The organism is Pectobacterium colocasium (genome assembly GCF_020181655.1).
Taxonomy (GTDB): Bacteria; Pseudomonadota; Gammaproteobacteria; order Enterobacterales; family Enterobacteriaceae; genus Pectobacterium; species Pectobacterium colocasium.
Map to the genome: position 1 here is coordinate 3,869,692 of NZ_CP084032.1, position 22,761 is coordinate 3,892,452.

General features: G+C 52.7%; 23 protein-coding genes. 12 read left to right on the forward strand and 11 right to left on the reverse strand.

What is annotated here, in order from left to right; translation table 11 throughout:
* The first annotated feature begins 318 nt into the window (after positions 1-318).
* The gene (locus LCF41_RS17510; RefSeq protein WP_225085660.1) at positions 319-1,029 is read left to right on the forward strand and encodes a LysM-like peptidoglycan-binding domain-containing protein; all 711 of its coding nucleotides are present in this window, start codon (positions 319-321) and stop codon (positions 1,027-1,029) included.
* On the opposite strand, the gene LCF41_RS17515 is transcribed toward LCF41_RS17510, so the two are convergent.
* From LCF41_RS17515 to yjfP, 6 genes are all read right to left on the reverse strand, one after another.
* Entirely contained in the window at positions 1,026-1,388 is a 363-nt protein-coding gene (locus LCF41_RS17515) for a DUF488 domain-containing protein (protein ID WP_225085661.1), read from the reverse strand. The genes LCF41_RS17510 and LCF41_RS17515 overlap by 4 nt on opposite strands.
* Positions 1,389-1,517: 129 nt before the next feature.
* Positions 1,518-1,970 (reverse strand): 50S ribosomal protein L9, encoded by a 453-nt coding sequence (gene rplI, locus LCF41_RS17520; protein WP_010279043.1) that lies wholly within the window; start codon positions 1,968-1,970, stop codon positions 1,518-1,520.
* A 41-nt stretch (positions 1,971-2,011) separates the two neighbouring features.
* On the reverse strand, positions 2,012-2,239 hold the full coding sequence (rpsR, locus tag LCF41_RS17525) for a 30S ribosomal protein S18 (RefSeq protein WP_005974788.1): 228 nt from the start codon (positions 2,237-2,239) through the stop codon (positions 2,012-2,014).
* A 4-nt stretch (positions 2,240-2,243) separates the two neighbouring features.
* Positions 2,244-2,564 (reverse strand): primosomal replication protein N, encoded by a 321-nt coding sequence (priB, locus tag LCF41_RS17530; protein WP_225085662.1) that lies wholly within the window; start codon positions 2,562-2,564, stop codon positions 2,244-2,246.
* A 5-nt stretch (positions 2,565-2,569) separates the two neighbouring features.
* Positions 2,570-2,962 (reverse strand): 30S ribosomal protein S6, encoded by a 393-nt coding sequence (gene rpsF / locus LCF41_RS17535; RefSeq protein ID WP_225085663.1) that lies wholly within the window; start codon positions 2,960-2,962, stop codon positions 2,570-2,572.
* 163 nt (positions 2,963-3,125) lie between these two features.
* Positions 3,126-3,896: an esterase gene (yjfP, locus tag LCF41_RS17540; protein ID WP_225085664.1), complete on the reverse strand. Its 771-nt coding sequence runs from the start codon at positions 3,894-3,896 to the stop codon at positions 3,126-3,128.
* A 294-nt stretch (positions 3,897-4,190) separates the two neighbouring features.
* Between yjfP and LCF41_RS17545 the strand changes: the two genes are divergently transcribed.
* The 4 genes from LCF41_RS17545 (at position 4,191) to LCF41_RS17560 (ending at position 8,523) form a co-directional block, all read left to right on the forward strand.
* On the forward strand, positions 4,191-6,131 hold the full coding sequence (locus LCF41_RS17545) for a methyl-accepting chemotaxis protein (RefSeq protein ID WP_225085665.1): 1,941 nt from the start codon (positions 4,191-4,193) through the stop codon (positions 6,129-6,131).
* Positions 6,132-6,421: 290 nt separating this feature from the next.
* Positions 6,422-7,543 carry an RNA ligase RtcB family protein gene (locus LCF41_RS17550; protein ID WP_225085666.1) on the forward strand — a complete coding sequence of 374 codons (1,122 nt, stop codon included), beginning with the start codon at positions 6,422-6,424 and terminating at the stop codon, positions 7,541-7,543.
* Positions 7,540-8,163: a peptide chain release factor H gene (prfH, locus tag LCF41_RS17555; RefSeq protein ID WP_225085667.1), complete on the forward strand. Its 624-nt coding sequence runs from the start codon at positions 7,540-7,542 to the stop codon at positions 8,161-8,163. Before LCF41_RS17550 ends, prfH begins: the two co-directional genes overlap by 4 nt.
* Before the next feature lie 234 nt (positions 8,164-8,397).
* Positions 8,398-8,523 (forward strand): YdgH/BhsA/McbA-like domain containing protein, encoded by a 126-nt coding sequence (locus LCF41_RS17560; protein WP_225085668.1) that lies wholly within the window; start codon positions 8,398-8,400, stop codon positions 8,521-8,523.
* A gap of 300 nt (positions 8,524-8,823) precedes the next feature.
* Here LCF41_RS17560 and LCF41_RS17570 read toward each other — a convergent pair whose 3' ends face one another.
* Entirely contained in the window at positions 8,824-9,222 is a 399-nt protein-coding gene (locus LCF41_RS17570; protein WP_225085670.1) for a DUF350 domain-containing protein, read from the reverse strand.
* A gap of 410 nt (positions 9,223-9,632) precedes the next feature.
* On the opposite strand from LCF41_RS17570, the gene LCF41_RS17575 reads away from it, so the two are divergent.
* A complete protein-coding gene (locus tag LCF41_RS17575; protein ID WP_225085671.1) occupies positions 9,633-11,165 on the forward strand; it encodes a methyl-accepting chemotaxis protein in 1,533 nt (510 codons plus the stop codon).
* A 56-nt stretch (positions 11,166-11,221) separates the two neighbouring features.
* Here LCF41_RS17575 and rlmB read toward each other — a convergent pair whose 3' ends face one another.
* From rlmB to nsrR, 3 genes are all read right to left on the reverse strand, one after another.
* Positions 11,222-11,953 carry a 23S rRNA (guanosine(2251)-2'-O)-methyltransferase RlmB gene (gene rlmB / locus LCF41_RS17580; protein WP_225085672.1) on the reverse strand — a complete coding sequence of 244 codons (732 nt, stop codon included), beginning with the start codon at positions 11,951-11,953 and terminating at the stop codon, positions 11,222-11,224.
* A gap of 103 nt (positions 11,954-12,056) precedes the next feature.
* A complete protein-coding gene (gene rnr, locus LCF41_RS17585) occupies positions 12,057-14,513 on the reverse strand; it encodes a ribonuclease R (RefSeq protein WP_225085673.1) in 2,457 nt (818 codons plus the stop codon).
* 41 nt (positions 14,514-14,554) lie between these two features.
* Positions 14,555-14,980 carry a nitric oxide-sensing transcriptional repressor NsrR gene (gene nsrR, locus LCF41_RS17590; RefSeq protein ID WP_010279087.1) on the reverse strand — a complete coding sequence of 142 codons (426 nt, stop codon included), beginning with the start codon at positions 14,978-14,980 and terminating at the stop codon, positions 14,555-14,557.
* 294 nt (positions 14,981-15,274) lie between these two features.
* Between nsrR and LCF41_RS17595 the strand changes: the two genes are divergently transcribed.
* Positions 15,275-16,846 (forward strand): methyl-accepting chemotaxis protein, encoded by a 1,572-nt coding sequence (locus tag LCF41_RS17595; RefSeq protein ID WP_225085674.1) that lies wholly within the window; start codon positions 15,275-15,277, stop codon positions 16,844-16,846.
* A gap of 528 nt (positions 16,847-17,374) precedes the next feature.
* Entirely contained in the window at positions 17,375-19,201 is a 1,827-nt protein-coding gene (locus LCF41_RS17600; RefSeq protein WP_225085675.1) for a sensor domain-containing diguanylate cyclase, read from the forward strand.
* Here LCF41_RS17600 and LCF41_RS17605 read toward each other — a convergent pair.
* Entirely contained in the window at positions 19,170-20,186 is a 1,017-nt protein-coding gene (locus tag LCF41_RS17605) for a type IV pilus twitching motility protein PilT (protein ID WP_225085676.1), read from the reverse strand. The two genes, LCF41_RS17600 and LCF41_RS17605, sit on opposite strands and share 32 nt — an antisense overlap.
* A 20-nt stretch (positions 20,187-20,206) precedes the next feature.
* On the opposite strand from LCF41_RS17605, the gene LCF41_RS17610 reads away from it, so the two are divergent.
* The 4 genes from LCF41_RS17610 to yggU all read left to right on the forward strand — a co-directional run bounded on the left by LCF41_RS17610 (position 20,207) and on the right by yggU (position 22,737).
* Positions 20,207-20,935: a YggS family pyridoxal phosphate-dependent enzyme gene (locus tag LCF41_RS17610; RefSeq protein WP_225085677.1), complete on the forward strand. Its 729-nt coding sequence runs from the start codon at positions 20,207-20,209 to the stop codon at positions 20,933-20,935.
* Between the two features lie 90 nt (positions 20,936-21,025).
* Positions 21,026-21,847, forward strand: a complete 822-nt coding sequence (proC, locus tag LCF41_RS17615) for a pyrroline-5-carboxylate reductase (protein ID WP_225085678.1) — start codon at positions 21,026-21,028, stop codon at positions 21,845-21,847.
* Between the two features lie 48 nt (positions 21,848-21,895).
* Positions 21,896-22,450, forward strand: coding sequence for a YggT family protein (locus LCF41_RS17620; RefSeq protein WP_010295003.1), 555 nt, complete (start codon positions 21,896-21,898; stop codon positions 22,448-22,450).
* Positions 22,447-22,737: a DUF167 family protein YggU gene (gene yggU, locus LCF41_RS17625; protein ID WP_225085679.1), complete on the forward strand. Its 291-nt coding sequence runs from the start codon at positions 22,447-22,449 to the stop codon at positions 22,735-22,737. The genes LCF41_RS17620 and yggU overlap by 4 nt, the downstream gene beginning before the upstream one ends.
* Positions 22,738-22,761: the final 24 nt, after the last annotated feature.

A 22,761-nucleotide genomic window follows, 5' to 3' on the forward strand; every position in this document is an offset into this window, starting at 1 on the left:
GTAAAATCATGTGTGCAGGTAATCACGTTAACCGCACGCCAGCCAAGCCATTCCGGGAAGCTGTCCTATACTGGTAGTTCCGATGTTTCGGGTTCAGCGGTTACCTTAATCATCAACGCGTTAACTGGTCAGCTCATACAGATTATCGGTATACTGGATTGCGTTATCATCCTGATACTGTTTTTATGCCGACGCCGTCTGGCGAGTGATATAGCGTAGTGGATGGCGCAGATAGTTGAGCTGCCGATATAGCGTTGCTAATGACATCGTTTTTATACTGAACTGTTTTTATACTGAATTGTAGTAAGAGAGGTCACCATGGGCAGAATTGCGCCCAGGAAGCGGAAAACCACCTGGGATTATCAAACGCTAGTACGCTTCTGCCAGCGAATTATCCAGCGGCAGCCCTCACATGCTGTAGCCGTAGAAAACGACGGGGAACGCGAAGACCAGGAACGCCTGGCTCCTGCTTCCCGGCGTGAACGCCTTGGTGCCCTGCTGCAAAAAATCTGGCATCTGCCCGATGGCTACCACTGGATGGAACCCTTGCCGCTCCTCCACCGCCGTTGGATTTTAATCGCTATCGCCCTGCTTCTGGTTGTCTTGCTCTGGCCTTACAGCGCACAACACCCGCAACCGACCCGAACCATGCCTATTCCTCTGACCCAGGCGGATAATCAGGCTGCAATGCAGGCGGTGATTATTGAAAATCAGCCTTCAACGTCACATCAGCAACCTGCCACAACGCCGCCAACGCCGTCATCAGCACCGTGGCGGCAGTATGAGATTGCTTCAGGGCAAACGCTGGCTCAGCTCTTTCGCGATAACAATCTGCCCGTCAGCGACGTGTTCGCGATGGCACAGGTGGAAGGTAGGGATAAACCGCTCAGCAATTTACGGGCGGGTCAGGAAGTTAAATTACAGTTGAATGCGCAAGGCATGGTCGCAGAGTTGGAAATCGAAACCACGGCAAACCAGACGATTCGATTCACCCGCGGTGCAGATGGCGCTTTTACGCGTACTCGCTAATGATTTAGCCGCTCCAATAGAAAATCGCGCAGAACAATAGCATGGTTGTGCTGCGCGTTTTTACTGCCATAAAGCAACGTGATGGTTTGCTTCTGTTCAAGCAACATCAACAGTCTCTCGCACGCCGTTCCCTGCGCTAACTCATTACGATAATAATCCACAAATTCCATCCAGCGCTCCGGCTCGGCGTGAAACCATTTCCGCAGCTCGCTGCTCGGCGCGATGTCTTTAAACCACTCCACCCCTTCCAGGCGCGCTTTACTGATGCCACGTGGCCACAAGCGGTCAACCAGAAAAGTGGGAGAAGAGAAAGGCGCGTGCGCGTCATAGACGCGGATAAGGTGGATTAAATCAGACATGCGGCCTCCGGCCTCATTTTTTAGGTATCGGTAATGATAAGTCATTTCCCATCCCTAAAATGCAAAACGCTGGCACAAGGCCAGCGTTTCACATGTTAACTAAAGTATTAATTCGACGACAAACGTGAATTATGCTTCAGCAACAACAACGACATTCAGCTCAGCAAATACATCGCTGTGTACCTGGAAGCTTACTTCGTGCTCACCCAGAGTACGCAGAACGCCGTTCGGCAGGCGAACTTCGCTCTTAGCAATGTCAACACCGGCAGCCGTTACCGCATCAGCGATATCGCGAGTACCGATGGAACCGAACAGTTTACCTTCGTCGCCTGCTTTAGACGCGATGGTAACGCTACCCAGTTCTTTGATCTTAGCGGCGCGAGCTTCAGCAGCAGCCAGAACGTCAGCCAGTTTGGCTTCCAGTTCAGCACGGCGTGCTTCGAAGAACTCAACGTTTTTCTTGGTTGCAGGGACAGCTTTGCCCTGTGGAACCAGGAAGTTACGAGCGTAGCCCGCTTTAACGTTTACCTGATCACCCAGGCTGCCCAGGTTTGCTACTTTATCAAGCAGAATAACTTGCATTACTTTATCCTCTCAAAGTCTCGTTAATGGACAGTGGCCGATTACTGATGACGGTCAGTGTACGGCAACAAAGACAAGTAACGCGCACGCTTGATAGCGCGGGCCAACTGACGCTGGTATTTTGCACGAGTACCGGTGATACGGCTCGGAACAATCTTGCCGCTTTCAGTGATATAGTTTTTCAGCGTAGCGATATCTTTATAATCAATCTCTACAACGCCTTCCGCGGTGAAACGGCAGAATTTGCGACGACGGAAATAACGTGCCATTTGGCTAGTCTCCAGAATCTATCAATTCAATCTGCTCGGCATGTAACACTATCTTGCTCAAGCCATTGCGCCCTTGATGGCAGCTAATGAACCCGTGCACGGTAAGTTGCGTGCCGACCGTTATACTGTGGGTAACTGCTTGTGACGAGAGTCCGCTGACAATCACGGGCATACGACACCATGCTTGCCGACTCAATCCGGCTTCCTCCTGCGTCGAGCGGTGCTCAAGCACAAACTGACAGTGAGGAATACCTGACGGGCTGACTTTACGAATGGGCGTCTTGCACACTGTGCCGGACAACACCAGACGATTTACCGCCACCACAACAATTACTCTTCAGAATCCCCTGCATCCACATCATCGCCAGCTTCAGCGAAATCTTCACGACGCTCACGGCGTTCGTCTTTCGCTTTCACCATTGGAGATGCTTCAGTTACCGCGTGCTTAACGCGCATAACCATGCTGCGGATAACGGCATCGTTAAAGCGGAAGTTTGTTTCCAGCTCATCGATCGCTTCCTGCGGCGCTTCAACGTTCAGCAGAACGTAGTGAGCTTTGTGCAGTTTGTTGATCGGGTAAGCCAGCTGACGGCGGCCCCAGTCTTCCAGACGGTGGATCGTGCCCTGCGCACCAGTGATGGTAGCACTGTAGCGCTCGATCATGCCCGGAACCTGTTCGCTCTGGTCAGGATGAACCATAAATACGATTTCGTAATGACGCATCGAATTGCTCCTTACGGATTATTCAGCCTCCTGTCTGGGTCAACCGCGGCCCGTGGAGGCAAGGAACGTGTATGTGTGCGGCTGAAAAAATGACGCGTAAGTATAGTGCCCGACATTAAAGAACACAAGGAAGAAACACAGGAGTTTTCTACGTGGCGATATTTCAGCGATCGGTGCAGAATGACAGCGTCCGCAGGAAGAAATCAGCCCCCGCCTGCAACGCCGCTGGCGTAATGCGGTGCTCCACGCCCGGCTCGGTCAGATACGTCAGATTGGCCAGTTTATCACGCGCCTGTAATGCCTGATAAAGACGAACACTTTCTGCCGCCGGCACGACGTCATCCGCTTCACCGTGCCACACCAGCAGCGGTCGTTCGGACAGCGCGTCCAGACGCGCGGTGACATCATAGTCCGCCAGTTTGGTCGCTAGCGCCTGCAACACCGCCTGATTTTCCTCACGATCGGCCGGAACTGGCGGAAACAGCGCCGACGACAGCGTAGAGAAATAACCGGATCCCATAAATGCCGCCACCGCAGTAATCCAGGGATAACGCGCCATACACCCCAGCGCACTCATTCCCCCCAGCGACGCGCCGCAAACGCCAATCTGCTCGCTGTCGATCAAGCCACGCTGCCGATATTCCGCCACATAGCCAGGGAGCTCTTCAATATTCGATTGCAGAATATCCCAGAAGTGGCGCAGCCGCTGCGCATCATCCCCGTCATAGCGCGCGCCGTGCATGGCCGCATCGGGCAGTATCACCCGAAATCCGGCCTGCGCCAGCGCATAGCCAAAATATGAATACACGTCTTTAGATGAGGTGTAGCCATGAAAGAAAAAAATCGTCGGTAACGGCTGATCTTTTTTTCCCGCAGGTACCGCATGAATCACTTCAATACCGCTACCGAGCTTCTCCAATGACATTTCGACCATATTTCCCTCGTTTTCAGTTCTGTCAGCCTATTGTTATGTAGCGAAATCGTATTTAGCGGAAAGGAGGCGTCCTTTTACGATAAATCGACTCACAGCCATCTTCTTATCCCGTGTCGTCATGAATTTCATGCTGATTTAATCGGCACATTTATGTAAATAAAAAAATCACATTGATCCAGATCAATAACTGAAATGAATGTTTACACTCCGTGATTAATTTTTTTTCATTTACTGCCGTTAACGCATGTGAAGTAAGACTAAAAAATAACCTTTTTTATTATAAGAGACACACATATGTTGGGACTTTCTTTTAAACACTGGGGCCTGGGTATCAAGTTATCGGTCATCGCTTCATTAAGCGTGGCGATACTTTTCATTGCGTTCACCCTATCCCTCACCCGCTCCGCAGGCAATCAGCTCAAAGCCCTGACCCTCAACGACATGCAAAGCCAGGTGAATGGCGTCACCGACATGATCAACATGTACGATACCAGCCTGCAAGCCGAGGTCAGCAACTATACGCGCCTGCTGGCAAGCTTTCTGCCAACACAGTTTTCGCTGGATACCGTTAACCGCACGCCTTTCGGCACCACATCGCAACCAACGCTCAAGGCTGGCGATACGGTATTGAACCTCAATACCGAAGTGCCGGACGACTTTCTGAGCCGTACTCACGCGATCTCAACGATTTTTGTCCGTGATGGAGACGATTTTACGCGCGTCACCACGTCACTGAAAAAAGAAGATGGATCGCGCGCAATGGGCACCAAGCTCGATCGCGAAAGCCCAGCCTATGCGCTCGTGGTAAAAGGTGACACCTACAGTGGGCTAGCAACGCTATTCGGCAAACAATACATCACCCAGTATCAGCCGATACGCGACAGTGCCAATAAGGTTATCGGCATTCTTTTCGTCGGTGTCGACATCACGAAGCAGTTTACCGAGATGCAACAAACGATTCTGAACAAGAAAATAGGTGAGACAGGCCATTTCTTTGTTCTTAGTACGAAAAAAGGAAAAGATGCGGGCAACTATCTTTACCACCAAAGTAATGCCAACCAACGCCCTGACTGGTCAGAAGGGGCGTTAGAGAAAGTGTTGGCAACCGGTAATGGGACGATCGAATACGACAACAACACGATGACGGGTGAAGAAAAAACCCGAATCATGGTGTATCGCAGCATTCCACAATGGCACTGGATTGTTGCGGGAGCCGTAAGCAAAGAAAGCCTAATGGCTGAGGTTAATGACACTCGTAATTTATTTTTGGGTGGCGGCATTATTCTGGTTCTGCTCTTCGCTGCATTCTTTGTCGTGCTGACACGTAAATGGCTGAGCCAGCCGCTGGTTGAAGTCGTCAAGGTGGCGGAACAGTTTTCTGCCGGTAACCTGACAGCAACGCTCTCCACCGATCGTACCGACGAAGTAGGTCGCCTGATTAATGCCATTAACGGCATCGGACAGGGGCTGACCACCATTGTGTCACAGGTGAGAAACTCGGCAGAAGAAATCAGCACCGCGACCGATGCATTGGCTGCCGATAGCGAAAACATCAGCGAGCAGATTGCCCGCCAGGCCAGTAGCGTCGAAGAAACCTCTGCCAGCATGGAGCAACTCTCCGCCAGCGTGAAGCAGAACGCCGACAACGTCTCCGCCGCCAAAGGGCTGGCAGAAGAGAGCGCCGCAGCGGCACGTAACGGCAGCCAGACCGTCACCGACTCCGTCTCTACGATGAGCGACATCAAGAACTCCTCACAGCGAATTGCCGATATCACGACGGTGATCGAATCTATCGCGTTCCAGACCAATATTCTGGCGCTGAATGCGGCAGTTGAAGCCGCTCGTGCGGGTGAGCACGGCCGAGGCTTCGCGGTGGTTGCTGCGGAAGTTCGCGCGCTGGCACAGCGCAGTTCTACCGCCGTGAAAGAGATCGAAACCCTGATTGATGAGTCGCTGGAGAAAATCGAAGCGGGTTACCATTTCTCAGAAAAAACGCAGGCGGTAATGGATGATTTGCGCAACCGCATCTTGCAGGTCAGTACCATCGTGAACGATATTGATATCGCCTCACGCGAGCAGTCCGCCGGGATTGGCCAAGTGAATATCGCGATTGTACAGATTGGTCAGGCAACGCAGGAAAACACCATTCTGGTCAACAACTCGGAAGACACCGCACAGAGTCTGCGCCAGAAAGGCCATCACCTCAGCGAACTGGTCAGCGTCTTCCGTATTTAAGCTGGTGAGCTATCCGCTTTTGTGCCGCTACTTTATCCTGTGGCGCAAAAGCGGGAAAACACATCACGGCCATCGTGTTGCAGATATTGCACGATGGCTCCCACTTGCGTATTATGCCGACGTTTTTTCACCCATCCCCCAACTGACAAAGGAGACGACATCATGACAACCATTACTCTGATTCTTTGCAGGACATCTCGGGACTAATTCCGCATTCTTTTCCGCTTTGCGTTATCCCCCCAGCTGTAGCCTGCCTTACCCTATTTTTAAATTGATCAGCAGGATGATCTATGGGCAATGCTATTCGCTCTATTTCGGCGCGCGTCAGTGTGATCGCGACTGAAAATACCTGGATTGAAGATAAAGCAATCCAACAGCTTCACATTACATCACAACTTCCCGATATGGTTCGCGTGGCCGGTATGCCAGATTTGCATCCGGGACGCGGCTACCCTATTGGCGCCGCCTTTTTCTCACAACAGCGCTTCTATCCGGCGCTGGTTGGCAACGATATCGGCTGCGGCATGGCGCTATGGCGCACTGGCCTTAATGCCAACAAGATTTCGTTGGATAAGCTGGAAAAGCGGCTTGGTAATATCGATGGTCCACAGGAAGACGATATCGAAATTCCCCCATCGCTGGCGGATTTCCGCTATTCGCTGGGCACCATCGGCGGCGGTAACCACTTTGCGGAATTACAGCAGCTTGATGAAATCTATCAGCCAGATGCGCTGCACGCTCTGCACATCGATCCTAAACAACTGTTGTTGCTCGTTCACAGCGGCTCGCGAGGATTAGGGCAAACCATACTGGAAGCCCACGTGCGAGAATTCGGCCATCAGGGGCTTGAAGCCAACACGCCTGCCGCACAAGCCTATCTGGAACAGCACCAGTTCGCGCTGACGTTTGCCACCAATAATCGGCGGCTGATCGCACAGCGGATGCTGGATCGCTGGCATACGGAAGGCGATGCCGCACTGGACGTGAACCACAATCTGGTGACACCGACAACGATTGAAGGCATTTCCGGCTGGCTGCACCGCAAAGGCGCAACGCCTGCCGACTGCGGCCCGGTCATCATTCCCGGTTCTCGTGGCGACTACAGCTATCTTGTGCAACCCATTCCTCACGCAGACAGCCTGTATTCGCTGGCGCATGGCGCAGGCAGAAAATGGATGCGCACGGAGTGTAAAGATCGGCTGTCTTCACGTTACAGCGTTCAGCAACTGGCGCGAACCCGCTTCGGCAGCCGCGTGATTTGTCAGGACAGGCAGCTGATTTTTCAGGAAGCGCCCGAGGCCTATAAACCGATAGACAGCGTGATCGGCGCGATGCAGCAGGCGGGATTAATCACGTTGATTGCGCGCCTGAAACCGGTTCTCACTTACAAAACGCGCGGGGAGGATAAATGATATTACTTCAGCTCTCCGCCGCGCAGGGACCGGAGGAATGCATGCTGGCAACGGCAAAAGCGTTGCAGGCTCTGGCACAGGATGCAGCACGGCAAGGTATCGAATGTGACATCATCGAAACCGAAGCAGGAAAACGCGCCGGTACGCTGCGTTCCGCACTGGTGCTGCTAAACGGTGACCAAGCGGAATCGCTGGCTGCTAGTTGGTGCGGCACGCTTCAGTGGACCTGCAATAGCCCCTGGCGTAAAGGTGGCGGACGCAAGAACTGGTTTATCGGCGTCGCGCGCTTTCATCAGGAACAGGCGTTTGCCGATAACGAGATTCGTTTTGAAACCACGAAATCCTCCGGCCCCGGCGGACAGCATGTGAATAAAACCGAATCTGCCGTTCGCGCCACCCATGTCGCCAGCGGCATCACGGTGAAAGTGCAGAGTGAACGCAGCCAGCACGCAAACAAGCGTCTGGCCTGTTATCTCATCGCCTATCGTCTGGAAGCGTTACAGCAACAGCAGCATGCTGAACTACGGGCACAGCGGCGTCTGTTCCACCATCAGATCGAACGCGGCAATCCGGTAAAAGTCTTCAAAGGCGAAGATTTCACGCTGGTCACGCCGCGCTAACCTCAACTCACGGGCGGGCACCGACTGCCGCCCGTTATTTTTCCCTCTTAAAGAGAATGCCATCGGCCCGGCGATAGCGTTACACTCCCGCTATCGATTCCTATCAGGCTGAAACGATGAACATCGTGCGGATACTTTTCTTACCCTTAATACTGATGCTATCGGGCTGCCAGATCATACAAGGAAAGCCTGTCGCGCCACCGCCGCCCGCGGAGAACGCCCTCGAAATTCGCTATGCGCAAACCAGCCAGTTGGAAAAAAATGGGGACGATTTCGGTGAGCATGCGCGGAAACGCAGATGATGTAGATCGCGCCCTTCAACAAAAAGCCGATGCCTCCGGTGTGATGCCGATCGTTTAAGAACCGAGATACCGGGGGCTACCACGGTGCGAGGTATCCCTGCGGGAACCTCATCACCGTGTTTCCCCCTAAATCCACGCTTAAGTGAACAGTATTAATGCCTCCGGTGCGCGCTATTACGTGATAGTGCTGAAATCCGAGGCCGCAACGCTCCCCGGCATGTGGTTCGCGCGTGCCGTGCTGTACCGCTGAATCTGCGGGACAGGTTGTCAAAATGCGGTCAACGAGGATGGCGGACACAAAAGCAGTCCACCATAAAAAATAACGGGCAGATTCTCGGTATTGTCATGCAACATCACATTAATACGACATACACGCCGCATTCAGAATCCCGCCGCTGAGCGAGGCCGCGCAGAGAAAGGCGCCAGAGGCCATATCGTTATTCTGGATATGCTGGCTGAGACGCGGCATATACAGACGGACAGCGAAATAAATCAGCAATTGCACCACCAGCGCCACCACGCCCCAGGTAATGTAATCTACCAGACTCACGGAATTAATCGCCGCACTGGAAAGCGGGATGACATAACCAATTAACGCCCCACCAAACCCAATGGCTGCCGTACCGTTGTTCTCTTTAATCAACGCCCATTCATCATGCGGCGTGACGCGGGTGTAGATAAACAGAAAGGCCAGTACCATGGCAAATCCGATAAAGAAATAGGACGCGAAAGCGAGTAGCGACGTAACAATAGGCATAGCGATATTCCTTTTAAATGAGCCCCGTTGGCGCATCAGCAATAATAAGAGGAAGCATGAAGAATATAGATGATTCTTGCATAGCAAAGCGTTTATACATGACTTTACGTGATAAGCAATGCAGGAACCCCCAACGGAGCGCTTTATCCCCCCGGCCATCATATCCGCACGAGTCTCCTCACATTTTTTAAGAAAACGGATAAGCATTGCGCCTGAAATACCGATAACAGATAAGGCATTTTTTATCAGTTAGATAGTGCCCGTTTCACATTCATCACCTGCCTTTTTACACAGACACGCAATTTATACAAACACACAATTTAGACAAATACACAACGACAACGCATCCGTTCTTGGCCTGCAATGACGGAAAAATAGATAAATAATTAATGAACGAAAGGAAGAGGTTTATGCTGCGCTGGATGTCATTTCAAAACCTGTCTGTAACGCGAAAGTTATTGGTAGGATTTGGTTTATTGCTCATCATGGGAGTGATTCTCTCCATGGTCGGCTTTTACGGATTAAACAATAGCGATCAGTCGTTAAAACGCATCAGTCGTCTTGGCGCTATGTATGACAAAACCGTTGTCGCGCGGGAAGGCAACTTTGGTTATGCGTTGGAGCGTAAAGCGCAGTATCTCGAACAGCACGATAGTGCGATCGGTAACATTAAGGAAGAACTCTCAGCACTGCTGAAAGCGATCGACACCGGTCATTGGCCAACGGAAGATAAAAGCGCAATTCAGGATATCAGCGCATCCCTCAACGCCTATATTTCACAGCGCCAGCAGGTTATGAGCCCGGATGTCAGCCAACAGCGGCTCAGTGAATTAAACGATCAAATGGCGGGGTTGCAGGAAAACATCAATAAGCTTTACTTCACGGAAGAGAGCCGCGCGGGCCGTAACGTTATTAGCAGCGATATACAGCTGGGCGTGATCACACTTATCGCCATCATACTCGGTCTGACCACAGCCATCGTTATCTCACGACAGATTGTACGCCCGCTACATCAGGCGCTACACGCCACCCGCGCGATTGCGGAAGGCGACCTTACCGTACAGCTTCACAACGAACGCCGCGATGAGCTGGGCCAGCTGATTTCAGCCATGGGGCAGATGAACAACAACTTGCACAGCATGATTGATAAAATTCGCCTCAGCGCAAACCAGATTTCCTATGCTGCTGGGGAAATTTCTGCCGGTAACACCGACCTCTCTTCTCGCACAACGCAACAAGCTGCCGCACTTGAAGAAACCGCTGCCAGTATGGAACAGCTGACGTCAACGGTGAAACAGAATGCCGATAACGCCCATCAGGCCAACCGACTGGTTATGGATGCTTCTGACACCGCAAATCAAGGGGGAGAGCAGGTTTCTAAAGCCGTCAACACCATGCACGATATTGCGCAAAGCTCACATCGCATCGCTGAAATTACCTCAATGATCAACAGCATCGCGTTTCAAACCAATATTCTGGCGCTCAATGCTGCGGTAGAGGCGGCAAGAGCCGGTGAGCAAGGCCGTGGTTTCGCCGTTGTCGCCAGCGAAGTACGTAATCTGGCACAGCGCAGCGCGCAGGCGGCCAAAGAGATCGATACGCTCATTGGTGAGTCGGTTTCGCAGATTAATAACGGCGCGGCGCTCGTTAACGGTGCGGGGAAAACGATGGAAGGGATTGTCCATTCAGTGACGCAAGTCCACGCCATCATGAAAGACATTACTACCGCGTCTGACGAGCAGCATCGCGGTATTTCTCAGGTCGGTCAGGCCATTATAGAAATGGATCAGAACACGCAGCAAAACACCGTGCTGGTGGAGCAATCCTCTTCTGCCGCTCAGTCGCTGGAACAGCAGGCGATCGTACTTTCTGATGCAGTGTCTGTTTTCCGGCTTTTACAGCCTTCGCAACACGAGGTTCGCAGACTGACATCTGCTGCATAATCCCAACGACAGCGGGGTGCCTCATGGCACCCCGCTGCTATCAATCACCGTGCTGATTACGCCCGTTGGCGAACAGCCTCAAACAGACACACGCCAGTAGCAACCGACACATTCAGTGAAGACACACTGCCCGCCATCGGAATACTGATCAGTTCATCGCAGTGTTCACGAGTCAAACGACGCATACCTTCCCCTTCCGCGCCCATCACCAGCGCCAGCGGCCCGGTCAGCTTGCTCTGATACAGCGTGTGATCCGCTTCACCCGCCGTGCCAACAATCCAGATATTACGTTCCTGCAACAGGCGCATGGTACGAGCCAGATTGGTCACGCTGATAACCGGTACGGTTTCCGCCGCGCCACAGGCAACCTTCTTCACTGTCGCATTCAGTTGCGCAGAACGATCGCGCGGCACGATCACCGCATGCACACCGGCGCCGTCCGCATTACGCAAGCACGCGCCCAGGTTGTGGGGATCGGTCACGCCATCCAATATCAGCAGGAAAGGCGTTTCCAGATTGTCTAACAGCGCAGGCAGATCGTTTTCCTGATATTTCCGCCCTTCTTTGACCTTCGCTACGATCCCCTGATGCACCGCGTCATCAGCCTGCTTATCCAGCCATTGGCGATTCGCCACTTGAATGACGATGCCCTGCGCTTCCAGCTCCGCAACCACAGGCTGAAGGCGACGATCGTCGCGCCCTTTCAGAACAAAAACTTCCAGAAAACGCTGTGGATCGCGCTCAAGCAGTGCTTTAACCGCATGGATACCGTAAATAATTTCGCTCATTGATACTCTTCAAATTAACCATAACAGGCGGTGCCCGTTAATTTAGAGATAGCGGTTTGCCCCTGCCCTCCCCTTCACAGGGGAGGGCGCAGATTCGCTAACCTTACTCAGCAGACTTTTTCTTCGCCCGTTTCGCTTTGGTTGCGGCGGCGATTTTACGCGTTTTTTCCGCGTTCTTTTTCGCTTTATCGCGGTTCTTTTTCGGTTTGGCTTTTGGCTTATCCGATTTCGCGTTGCGGTCGCCTTCTTTACGGAACGCGGCATCCGGTTCAAAGTTTGCTGGCGCTTTGCTGGCGCTGCGACGACGTCGGGCTGGCTTAGCCTCACGCGATTCCGGTTTCTTCGCGCGGTCGCGCGCGGTTTTCCCTTCGCCACGGACCTTGCGCGTGCTGGAAATCAGCGCAAAATCAATGTTGCGCTCATCCATATGCACCGCCTCAACGCGAATTTCGACTTCATCGCCCAGGCGATAAACCTGCCCGCGCGATTCACCGATCAGGCGCTGACCGATATTATCGTAACGGTAGTAGTCATTATCCAGCGTAGAAACATGCACCAGCCCATCAATAAACAGATCTTTCAGACGCACGAAGAAGCCAAAGCCGGTCACGCTGGAGATGATTCCCGTAAAGACTTCCCCCACGTGATCCTGCATAAAGTCGCACTTCAGCCAGTCCGCAACGTCGCGCGTCGCTTCATCCGCACGGCGCTCCGTCATCGAACAATGCATGCCCAGCTGTAGCATCTCGTTAATATCGCTATGCCAGCCGCCCGTTGGTGTCCAACGCTCATGGCGATTGCTCAGCAGATATTTAATCGCACGGTGCAGCGACAGGTCAGGATAACGACGAATCGGCGACGTAAAGTGGCCGTAAGACGTCAATGCCAGACCGAAGTGACCCCGATTTTCCGGGTCATAAATCGCCTGCTTCATGGAACGCAGTAGCATAGTTTGCAGCATTTCCCGATCGGGACGCTCCGCTACCTCATTCATCAATTCCGCGTAGTCTTTCGGCTGTGGCTTCATTCCGCCTTTCAGCGTCAGCCCCAGCTCGCCCAGCACGCTGCGCAGGGCTAATACATGATCTTCACTCGGCTGATCGTGTACGCGGAACAGCGCAGGCTCTTCGTTTTTCTCCACAAATCTCGCGGCGGAGATATTCGCCAGAATCATGCACTCTTCAATTAGCTTGTGGGCATCGTTACGCACCACGGCTTCCACACGGTCGATACGGCGCTCGGCGTTAAAAATGAACTTCGCTTCTTCGGTTTCGAACGCGATGCCGCCGCGCACTTCACGCGCGTGCTCAAGCACCTTATACATGTGGTGCAGCTCTTCCAGCCCGCCCACCAGCGGTTTGTAGTGCTCACGCAGCTCGGCGTCACCTTGCAGAATGTTCCACACCTTGGTGTAGGTCAGACGCGCGTGTGAACTCATCACTGCTTCATAGAACTTGTAAGACGACAGCTTGCCCTGCGCCGAGATGGTCATTTCACACACCATACACAGACGATCGACCTGCGGGTTAAGCGAACATAGGCCGTTCGACAGCACTTCCGGCAGCATCGGAACCACCTGAGACGGAAAATACACCGAGGTGCCACGCGCCCGCGCTTCATGGTCAAGTGGCGTATTCGGCCGCACGTAATAGCTCACGTCCGCGATGGCAACCCACAGCCGCCAGCCGCCGCCGCGTTTCTTCTCGCAGTACACCGCGTCATCAAAATCGCGGGCATCTTCGCCATCAATCGTCACCAACGGCAGCTTACGCAGATCCACACGGCCTTTTTTCGCCGCTTCCGGCACCTCTTCGGAGAGATCCTTCACCTGCTCTTCCACTTTCGGCGGCCAGGTGTGCGGAATATCGTGGGTGCGCAGGGCGATATCCACCGCCAGCCCTGTGCCCATATTGTCACCGAGGATCTCGACGATCTTACCGACCGCTTTCGTGCGGCGTGTGGCGCGTTGCGTCAGCTCTACCACCACAACGAAGCCCATGCGGGCACCATTAATTTCTTCTTTCGGGATCAGAATATCGAAGCTCAGACGACTGTCATCCGGTACAACGAACCCGACACCCGCATCGACAAAATAGCGGCCGACAATTTGCCCGGTACGCGGTTCCAGCACGCGCACAATGCGCCCTTCACGCCGTCCTTTACGATCCGCGCCCAGCGGCTGTGCCAGCACAACATCGCCGTGAATCGCCCGTTTCATCTCTTCAGCTGATAGATACAGATCGTCTTTGCGGCCTTCCACACGTAGGAAGCCGAAGCCATCGCGGTGACCGATAACCGTACCACGCAGCAGATCGAGTTTTTCCGGCAACGCATAGCACTGACGGCGGGTAAAAATCAGCTGACCATCGCGCTCCATCGCGCGCAGACGGCGGCGCAGCGCTTCGAGGGGTTCTTCTCCGGTTAATTGCAGGTCGGCGGCTAATTCTTCCCGGCTAATCGGGGTATCGCGCTTGGCGATGTGCGCCAAAATATATTCACGACTGGGGATGGGGGATTCGTATTTTTCTGCTTCTCGTTCCAGGAATGGATCTTGTGACATTGCGGTTCCTCCGTTGTCATCAGCAGGAGGCTGAACAAAACTCATTCAACCAATAATAATTTATAAAGCGGCGGGTTTTCTTTGACCATATCAGCCAGCGTGTATTGATCCAGCTCATGCAGGAAATTTTGTACCGCCTGTTGAAGCACCTGCTTTAAGCGACAGGCTGGCGTAATGTGGCAAAACTCATGGCTACAGTTAACCAGCGTGAGCGGCTCCAATTCGCGCACGACATCGCCAATTCGGATGGTTTCAGCCGGTTTTCCAAGACGGATACCGCCATTCTTGCCACGCACAGCCATCACCAACCCAGCACGACTAAGTTGATTGATAATTTTGACCATATGATTACGGGACACGCCATACACTTCCGTTACCTCAGAAATGCTGGTCATTTTCCCGCCCGGCAGCGACGCCATATAAATCAGCGCTCGCAAACCATAATCCGTGAAACTTGTTAACTGCACATAAACCTCGGATACCTCTGGGTATCATTAACCGGCGTCTTAAGTACGCCCCTGAAAAACCAACGCTATTGACAGATAATAAACCAGGCGTAAACGCTACGGCTAATTATTTATCCCCTTTGTGTTGCGAGAAGCGCTCAACTACGCCCTTCTTACCGCCCGTGTTTATCCCTGCCATATCTTTTTAATTTTATCTCACCGCAACACAGATAACGTATTCTCTTTAGTTACACACACCACACCCAATGATGACTGGTTTATCACCGACGAAGGCGGCGTAAGGAAAAGGACACCATGAGGTTGAAAAATATTTCTATTCGTACCGGCTTATTAACGTTATTGCTGTTAACCACCCTGTTGCTACTTATCGTCAGCAGCATGGGCGTAGTCGCGATTAAGAAGGACAGAGAAACGCTGACCGCGCAAAACCAGATTCAGGGCATTGAGCTGGGCAACCTGATGAGCGGCTATAACCAAACGCTCAGCGCACGCGCCTCGGCAACGCTCGCCGTCAGGAAAATCGAAATCGGCCTACTGGACGACGGGGCGAAGGAAACTGGGGTCGTAGAGAAACACCTCAGCCAATCGCAGGAGGATATTGACCGCGTGATCAAATCAGCCAATGCCGATCCGAAGCAGCAGGCGCTCGCGCAGGAGGTATTAAAAACCTATCAGGCCTATTTTCAACAGGGCATGACCCCAATGCTGAGCGCGCTGCAAAAACAGTATACCGACGAATATTATGACGTTCTGGAAAAGCAGCTCGGCCCGCTGAGTGAAGCCTTTGATTTATCGATCCAAAACTTTCGTCAGTATGCCCAACAGCTGTCCGAACAAGGGCTGGCACAGTCCGAACGTAACGAGAACATGATGCTATTGCTGATTGCCGTTGCCTGCCTGCTGTCTATCACGTTGGTTGTCTTAGCCTGGATCGCACTGCGACACATGCTGCTCAAACCGCTGGATTATGCCATTGAGCAACTGGAGCAGGTGGCCGCTGGTAACCTGACCCGTCGCCTGATTCAAGGCGGAGACAACGAACTGGGTAGACTTAATGATGCCATCAGCCGCATGCAGGGTGCGCTGCTGGAGTCGGTTAGCCAGGTACGCGATGCCAGTACGCAAATCGATCTCGGCAGCCGCGAACTCTTTGAAGAGAACACCCAGCTTGCCCAACGCACCGAAGAATCCGTTGCTGCACTGGAACAGACGGCAGCAAGCATGGAGCAACTCAGCGCCACGGTGAAGCTCAATGCCGACCATGCCGAACTCGCGCACCAACTCGCCAACAACGTCTCGAACACCAGCAGCCGCAGCAACGAATCCGTCTGTTACGTGATTGAGAAAATGCAGGAGATCGCCGTCAGCGCTAAACGCATCAATGACATCCTCAGCGTCATTGACGGCATCGCGTTTCAGACCAATATTCTGGCGCTGAACGCCTCCGTCGAATCCGCTCGTGCAGGCGAACAAGGCAGAGGCTTTGCCGTCGTCGCCGGAGAAGTTCGTAATCTGGCGCAGCATAGCTCTCAGGCAGCAAAAGAGATCCGCTCGCTGATTCTGGATTCCCAGACGCGCGTGTCTGAAGGGCTGGAATTGGCTTCTAAAGCGGGTGAAACCATGGATGAAGTGACCGAAGAAATCATCCGCATTACGCAACTGATGCGAGATATTTCCACTGCCACGCAAGAGCAGCATCGCGGTATCGAACAGGTTAACGTCGCTTTCACACAAATCGACAAAGTCGCTCAACACAATGCACAGCTCGTCAAAGCCTCATCCGCGACTACGCAATCGCTGGAGCAGCAGTCTCAGCAGCTCATGCGATCGATGGCGCTGTTTCAGGTAGAGCCTCGCCTTTCCTAATCTGCGGGTGTATTACACCGCCTGTGGTCGGCCTCAGCGCTGGCCACAGGCATCCTCCCATCAATCCACTACTTACACCATCCTCTTTAAAAGACGAATAAATAATCGAACAAGGCAGGACCCCTCTTCATACTTAATGCACTTATTTTATAGGTATACTTTCAGAGAATTTGAGTATTATTTTTTTACCGCTATTCTCTGTTTTTACACATAAGCGTATAAGTAGAGTTTCAACGTAAAAATGGTCAACGTAATTACCTTAATGTATTGAATAAAAAGACAATGAGAAGCATTCCTTATTGGTGATATTTGCCGTACGTTTCCGGCCATTAATTACATTCCGATATAATATTTATTAATCTAATCAATAGCAGGCTATTTTATTAATTCGTCCCATTGATTTTCGCGTAAAAAAAGGGGGGGACTGCCGATCGCCCGATAACACCACAGACGGCATCACGATAAAATCACACCTCTGACAACAGCGAATCAAGGATAAAGACAGAAAGAATATAGGCAGAGATAAACATGAATAATCAGTCAGTTGATTTGATTACCAGGTTTGACAGTGAAGCCAAACTGCACGCGCTTGATTCCATTTATGCCATTGCCGAATTCGATCTGGCAGGAAAACTGGTTGAAGCTAATCCTCTTTTTTGCAAAATGCTGGGCTATAAAAAAGAAGATATTATTCAGAAAAATCACACATTTTTTCTGCCAGAAGCCCAGCGCCAAAAACACGATCATTTCTGGCACGATGTGGTGAAAGGAAATATCAACGCAGGGGAATTCCAGCGAAAAACGCAAAAAGGAGAAATTATTTGGCTCCATGCTGCTTATACGCCAATTATTGATGATAAAGGCCGACGTATCGGCATCATAAAACTGGCAACGGATATTACGCAGGAAAGACTTCTTGTGTCAGAGCATCGCGCACGGCTGGATGCGATTGAGAACGCGCAAGGCGTAATCGAGTTTGATAAAGACGGCTATATTACCCACATCAATAAACATTATCTGGTGCTAACGGGCTATGAGGAAAAGGAATTACTCGGTCAGCACCACAGACTACTCTGCAATCCCGTTGATACCGAACAAGCCGACTATCAAACGTTTTGGGAGACCCTGCACCGCGGTCACCCCATCAGCGGGCGCTTCCACCGGCTGGGCAAAGACAACCATTCATACTGGATACAAGCGACCTACAGCCCGATCATGGATAGCGACGGCAATGTGAGGAAAATCATTAAATATGCTCACAACATCACACAGAACGTCGAAACCGAAAAAAAAGCCCACCAGCAAGGCATCATTCTCGATATCCTGCTATCAGTCCACGATAGCTTTCTGCTCGACCATAATCTGCCCTCCGCCTGCGATAAAGTCTTTGAACGGCTGCTTGACGTCACCAATAGCACCTTCGGCTTCATTGCCACGTTGCAGGAAGACGAAGACGGTCAGTCGCTCTACATTCCCGCCATATCCAATCTTGCCTGGGATGAAGATACGCTGGCCTGGTACAGAAACCAGCGCAGAACCCACGGCGGCCTGAGGCTCCGTAAACTGGATAATCTGTTTGGTCACGTGGTCACCCACAATACGGTGGTGTGCACCAATAATCTGCTGAGACAAAAGGCTGGCCGGGACCTCCCGCCTATCCATCCCGCACTCTATTCCCTATTGGGGATCCCTATCACTCACAACGGCAAAGCGATCGGAATGATCGCACTGGCTAACCGTCGGGAAGGTTATGATCAAACGATGATCGAGCTACTGGCTCCGCTGGTGAAAACGCTCGGCATCATTATTCACGCCCGTTCACGGGAAGATGAGCGAGCACAGATAGAAGCCTCTCTGCGTTTTCACGCGGGGCATGATTTTCTTACCGGCCTACCCAATCGCAGCAGTTTCTTCGAACAAGCCAACGCCTTTTTTCTGCACAAGCAGCAACACCAGCAGACGGACAAAAGCTGTCTGGCAATTATTGACATCGATTTATTCAAAAGCATCAACGATCAATACGGTCATCTGGCTGGCGATGCCGTCCTCAAAGAGCTGGCGATGCTCATGCGCATGTCGCTACGTCAGGAGGATCTCGTCGCCCGCCTTGGGGGAGAAGAGTTCATTATACTGCTAAAAGATGTCTCTTATGAAACGGCGGCGATGACCATCGAGCGTATCCGTAAGGCGATTGAGCTACATACGCTGGAATACGAATGCCAGACTCTGCATTTCACGATCAGCGCGGGGATTGCCGCTTACCGTTCCGACCTTGCTTCCGTTGAGGACTGGATTCAGTTAGCCGATAAAAACCTCTATGCGGCTAAACGGCAAGGGCGCAACTGTGTGAAATAAGCCCATCCCGACAGCGCTGCTGGTAGCTTTGCTCGAACGTTTGCATTCCCGCCGCCGTTCCCGTTTGAATCAGGCCGGGAAGCTGATGCGTTTTCCCTTCCCGAATCAGGTTGCTGACCGCCGCAGTCGCCGTCAGCACTTCATAAAGCGCAATGCGGCCGCCTTGCGCTACAGGCAACAGCCTTTGCGTCACCACGGCCTGCAAACAGGTGGCGAGCTGGCTGCGAACATAGGCTTTTTCTTCACCGGGAAAGACGTCAATCAGACGATCGACCGCCTGCGATGCGCTGCGTGTATGCAGCGTAGATAACACCAGATGGCCGGTTTCCGCCGCCGTCAGCGCCAGCCGAATCGTCTCTGTATCACGAAGTTCCCCCAGCAGAATCACATCGGGATCTTCCCGCAATGCCGCCCGTAACGCCTGCGCAAAAGACGCGCTGTGTGCACCGATCTCTCGCTGTTGAATCAGGCAACGCCGGCTGACATGGATAAACTCGATCGGATCCTCCAGTGTAATCACATGGCGATCGCTGCTGTCGTTTAACGCCCCGATCATGGCTGCCAGCGTCGTGGACTTGCCACTCCCCGTCGCACCAGTAATCAGGATCAGTCCGTTCGGTTTCTCCAGCAGCATCGACAGAACGGGTGGCGCCTGTAGCCCGTCCAATGAAGGCTGAGCCGACGGAATAATACGCAGCGCCGCAGACAGCCCTTCCCGCTGGCGAAACACATTCACCCGCAGACGTTGCCCATCGGGCAGCATTAACGCGCCGTCCACCTGACCAAACTGCCGCAGTTGCTCTCGCTGCGCGGGTTCGAGCCAGGCATTGCACCATTGCGCCACCTGCTCCGGCGTTAAACGTGGTAAGGTATTTTCAGGCTGTAGCCGCCCATCCACTCGTAGCACCGGAGGGTGGCCGCTACAAAGGTGCAGATCCGAGGCATTATGTTTTACACTACGCACCATCCACTCATCCAATTCCATAGATAACCTCCTGAACAACCATGACGACAATCCAGCAGAATCTACAGGACATCCGGCAGCAAATCGCCACCGCCGCTGTGCATTGCGCGCGAGCACCAGAAGAAATTACGCTACTTGCAGTCAGTAAAACCAAACCTGTGAGCGCGATCGAAGAAGCCATCGCGGCAGGGCAAAAGGCGTTTGGCGAGAACTATGTTCAGGAAGGCGTGGAGAAAATTCATTATTTCCAGGAAAACCACCCGACTACGCCGCTGGAATGGCACTTTATCGGTCCGTTACAGTCAAACAAAAGTCGGCTGGTGGCCGAGAATTTTGACTGGTTTCATACCGTAGATCGGCTACGCATCGCGCAGCGTCTGAGTGAACAACGTCCGGCCACGTTGCCGCCGTTAAATGTGCTATTGCAGATTAATATCAGCAGTGAACCGAGCAAATCCGGCATTATGGTGGCTGAACTCGCGGAGCTTGCCGCCAGCGTCGCCGCGTTACCTAATCTGCAACTGCGTGGCCTGATGGCGATTCCGGCACCGGAAACCGATTACGAACAGCAGTTGGCGGTTTTTAAACAAATGGCAACGCTGTTCCAAACGTTGTCCGCAACTTATCCGCATATTGATACACTCTCTATGGGGATGACGGACGACATGCGCGCGGCGATTACCGCTGGCAGCACGCTGGTGCGCATTGGCACGGCAATCTTTGGCGCGCGCGACTATGCTGCAAAAGACTATGCCGCAAAAAGCGTATAACTAAACCATCAGCCAAAAGCGCATAAACCGCAGAGGCACGCCCTGAACGGCACGTCATCTTTGACAAACAGGTGAGCAACGAGGATGCAGATGCAGCAACGTAAAATAGCGTTTATTGGTGCCGGAAACATGGCGCAGGCCATTATCGCCGGATTAGTCAACGGCGGTTACCCCGCTCAACACATCAGCGTCTGCGCGCCTTCGGGTAAGAACCGCGATGCGCTGGCTGCACAATACGGCGTGATCAGCAGTGCAGACAATGTCCGTTGCGCGCAGGAAGCGGACGTTATTGTACTGGCCGTCAAACCGCAAATGATGGCGACAGTTTGCGAACCGCTGCATGAACACGTCAACTTCACGGGTAAACTGGTACTCTCGATTGCGGCGGGCATCAGCATTGCCCGTTTTCAGACCCTGCTGGGAGAACCGCTGAATATCGTCCGGATTATGCCAAATACGCCGTCTCTGGTCGGAAAAGGCATGAGCGGGATGTATGCCCCCGCGTCCGTCAGTCAGGCTGATAAAGACTTCACCGCACAGCTGATGCAGAGCGTCGGTAAAATTTGCTGGGTGGATAGCGAATCAGGCATTAACGGCGTTATCGCCGCGGCGGGCAGCGCACCGGCCTATTTCTTCCTGTTTATGGAAGCCATGCAGCAGGAAGCTATCCGTCAGGGATTCTGTCAGGAAACCGCTCGCCTGCTGGTGCAACAGGCCGCGTCAGGTGCTGCCGCGCTGGTTGAAGCCAACCCCGATACGGCGCTGTCAACGCTGCGGGAAAATGTCACCTCCAAGGGCGGCACGACGGCAGAAGCCCTGCGGGTATTTAACGAACAGCAGTTGACGCAAACCGTGGCTGAGGCCATGCAGGCGGCAATTGCTCGCGCACAGGAAATGGAAACGCTTTTTTAACCAAAGCGAGTTCCCCGATTCTTTATCTTATAAGGAAAAGACGTACTTATGCTCACCCTGACTTTTCTGGTCAAAACGCTGGTCGACCTCTATGTAATGGTCCTGTTGCTGCGCATCTGGATGCAGTGGTCACGTAGCGATTTCTATAACCCGCTGTCGCAGTTTGTCGTCAAAATCACCCAGCCGATTGTCGGGCCGCTGCGCCGCATTTTGCCGTCATTAGGGCCGATTGATAGCGCCTCGCTGCTGCTGGCTTTTATTCTGACGACGATCAAATACCCGTTACTGTTGCTGATTCAGGTTGGCGCGATTTCTCTCAGCCCCATGAACCTGCTGGTCGGGCTCATTTCGCTGATAAAATCCGCCGGCTATCTGGTCTTCTGGGTCATCATCATCCGTTCCATCATGAGCTGGGTCAGCCAGGGCCGTAGCCCTATTGAGTATCTGCTGCATCAGTTAACTGAACCGCTAATGGCACCGCTCCGTCGCATTATTCCGGTCATGGGCGGCATTGATTTCTCTGCGATGGCCGTGATTCTGATTCTGTATATGCTCAACTATCTGGGCATGGATCTGTTCCCGGGGCTGTGGTTCCTGCTGTGAGTGCCATTACCCGCCACGGCGATGCGCTGGTGATTCGGCTGTATATTCAGCCAAAAGCCAGCCGGGATCAGATCGTGGGTTTGCATGGCGACGAACTGAAAGTCGCCATTACCGCACCACCGGTGGATGGGCAGGCCAATGCCCATCTGACCAAATTCCTCGCCAAACAGTTTCGAGTCGCCAAGAGTCTGGTCGTGATTGAAAAAGGCGAACTCGGGCGGCATAAACAGATTAGAATTACCCATCCGCAACACATCCCGGCGGACGTCACGGACTTCATTGAATAAACACGCTTGAATAAACACGCAGGA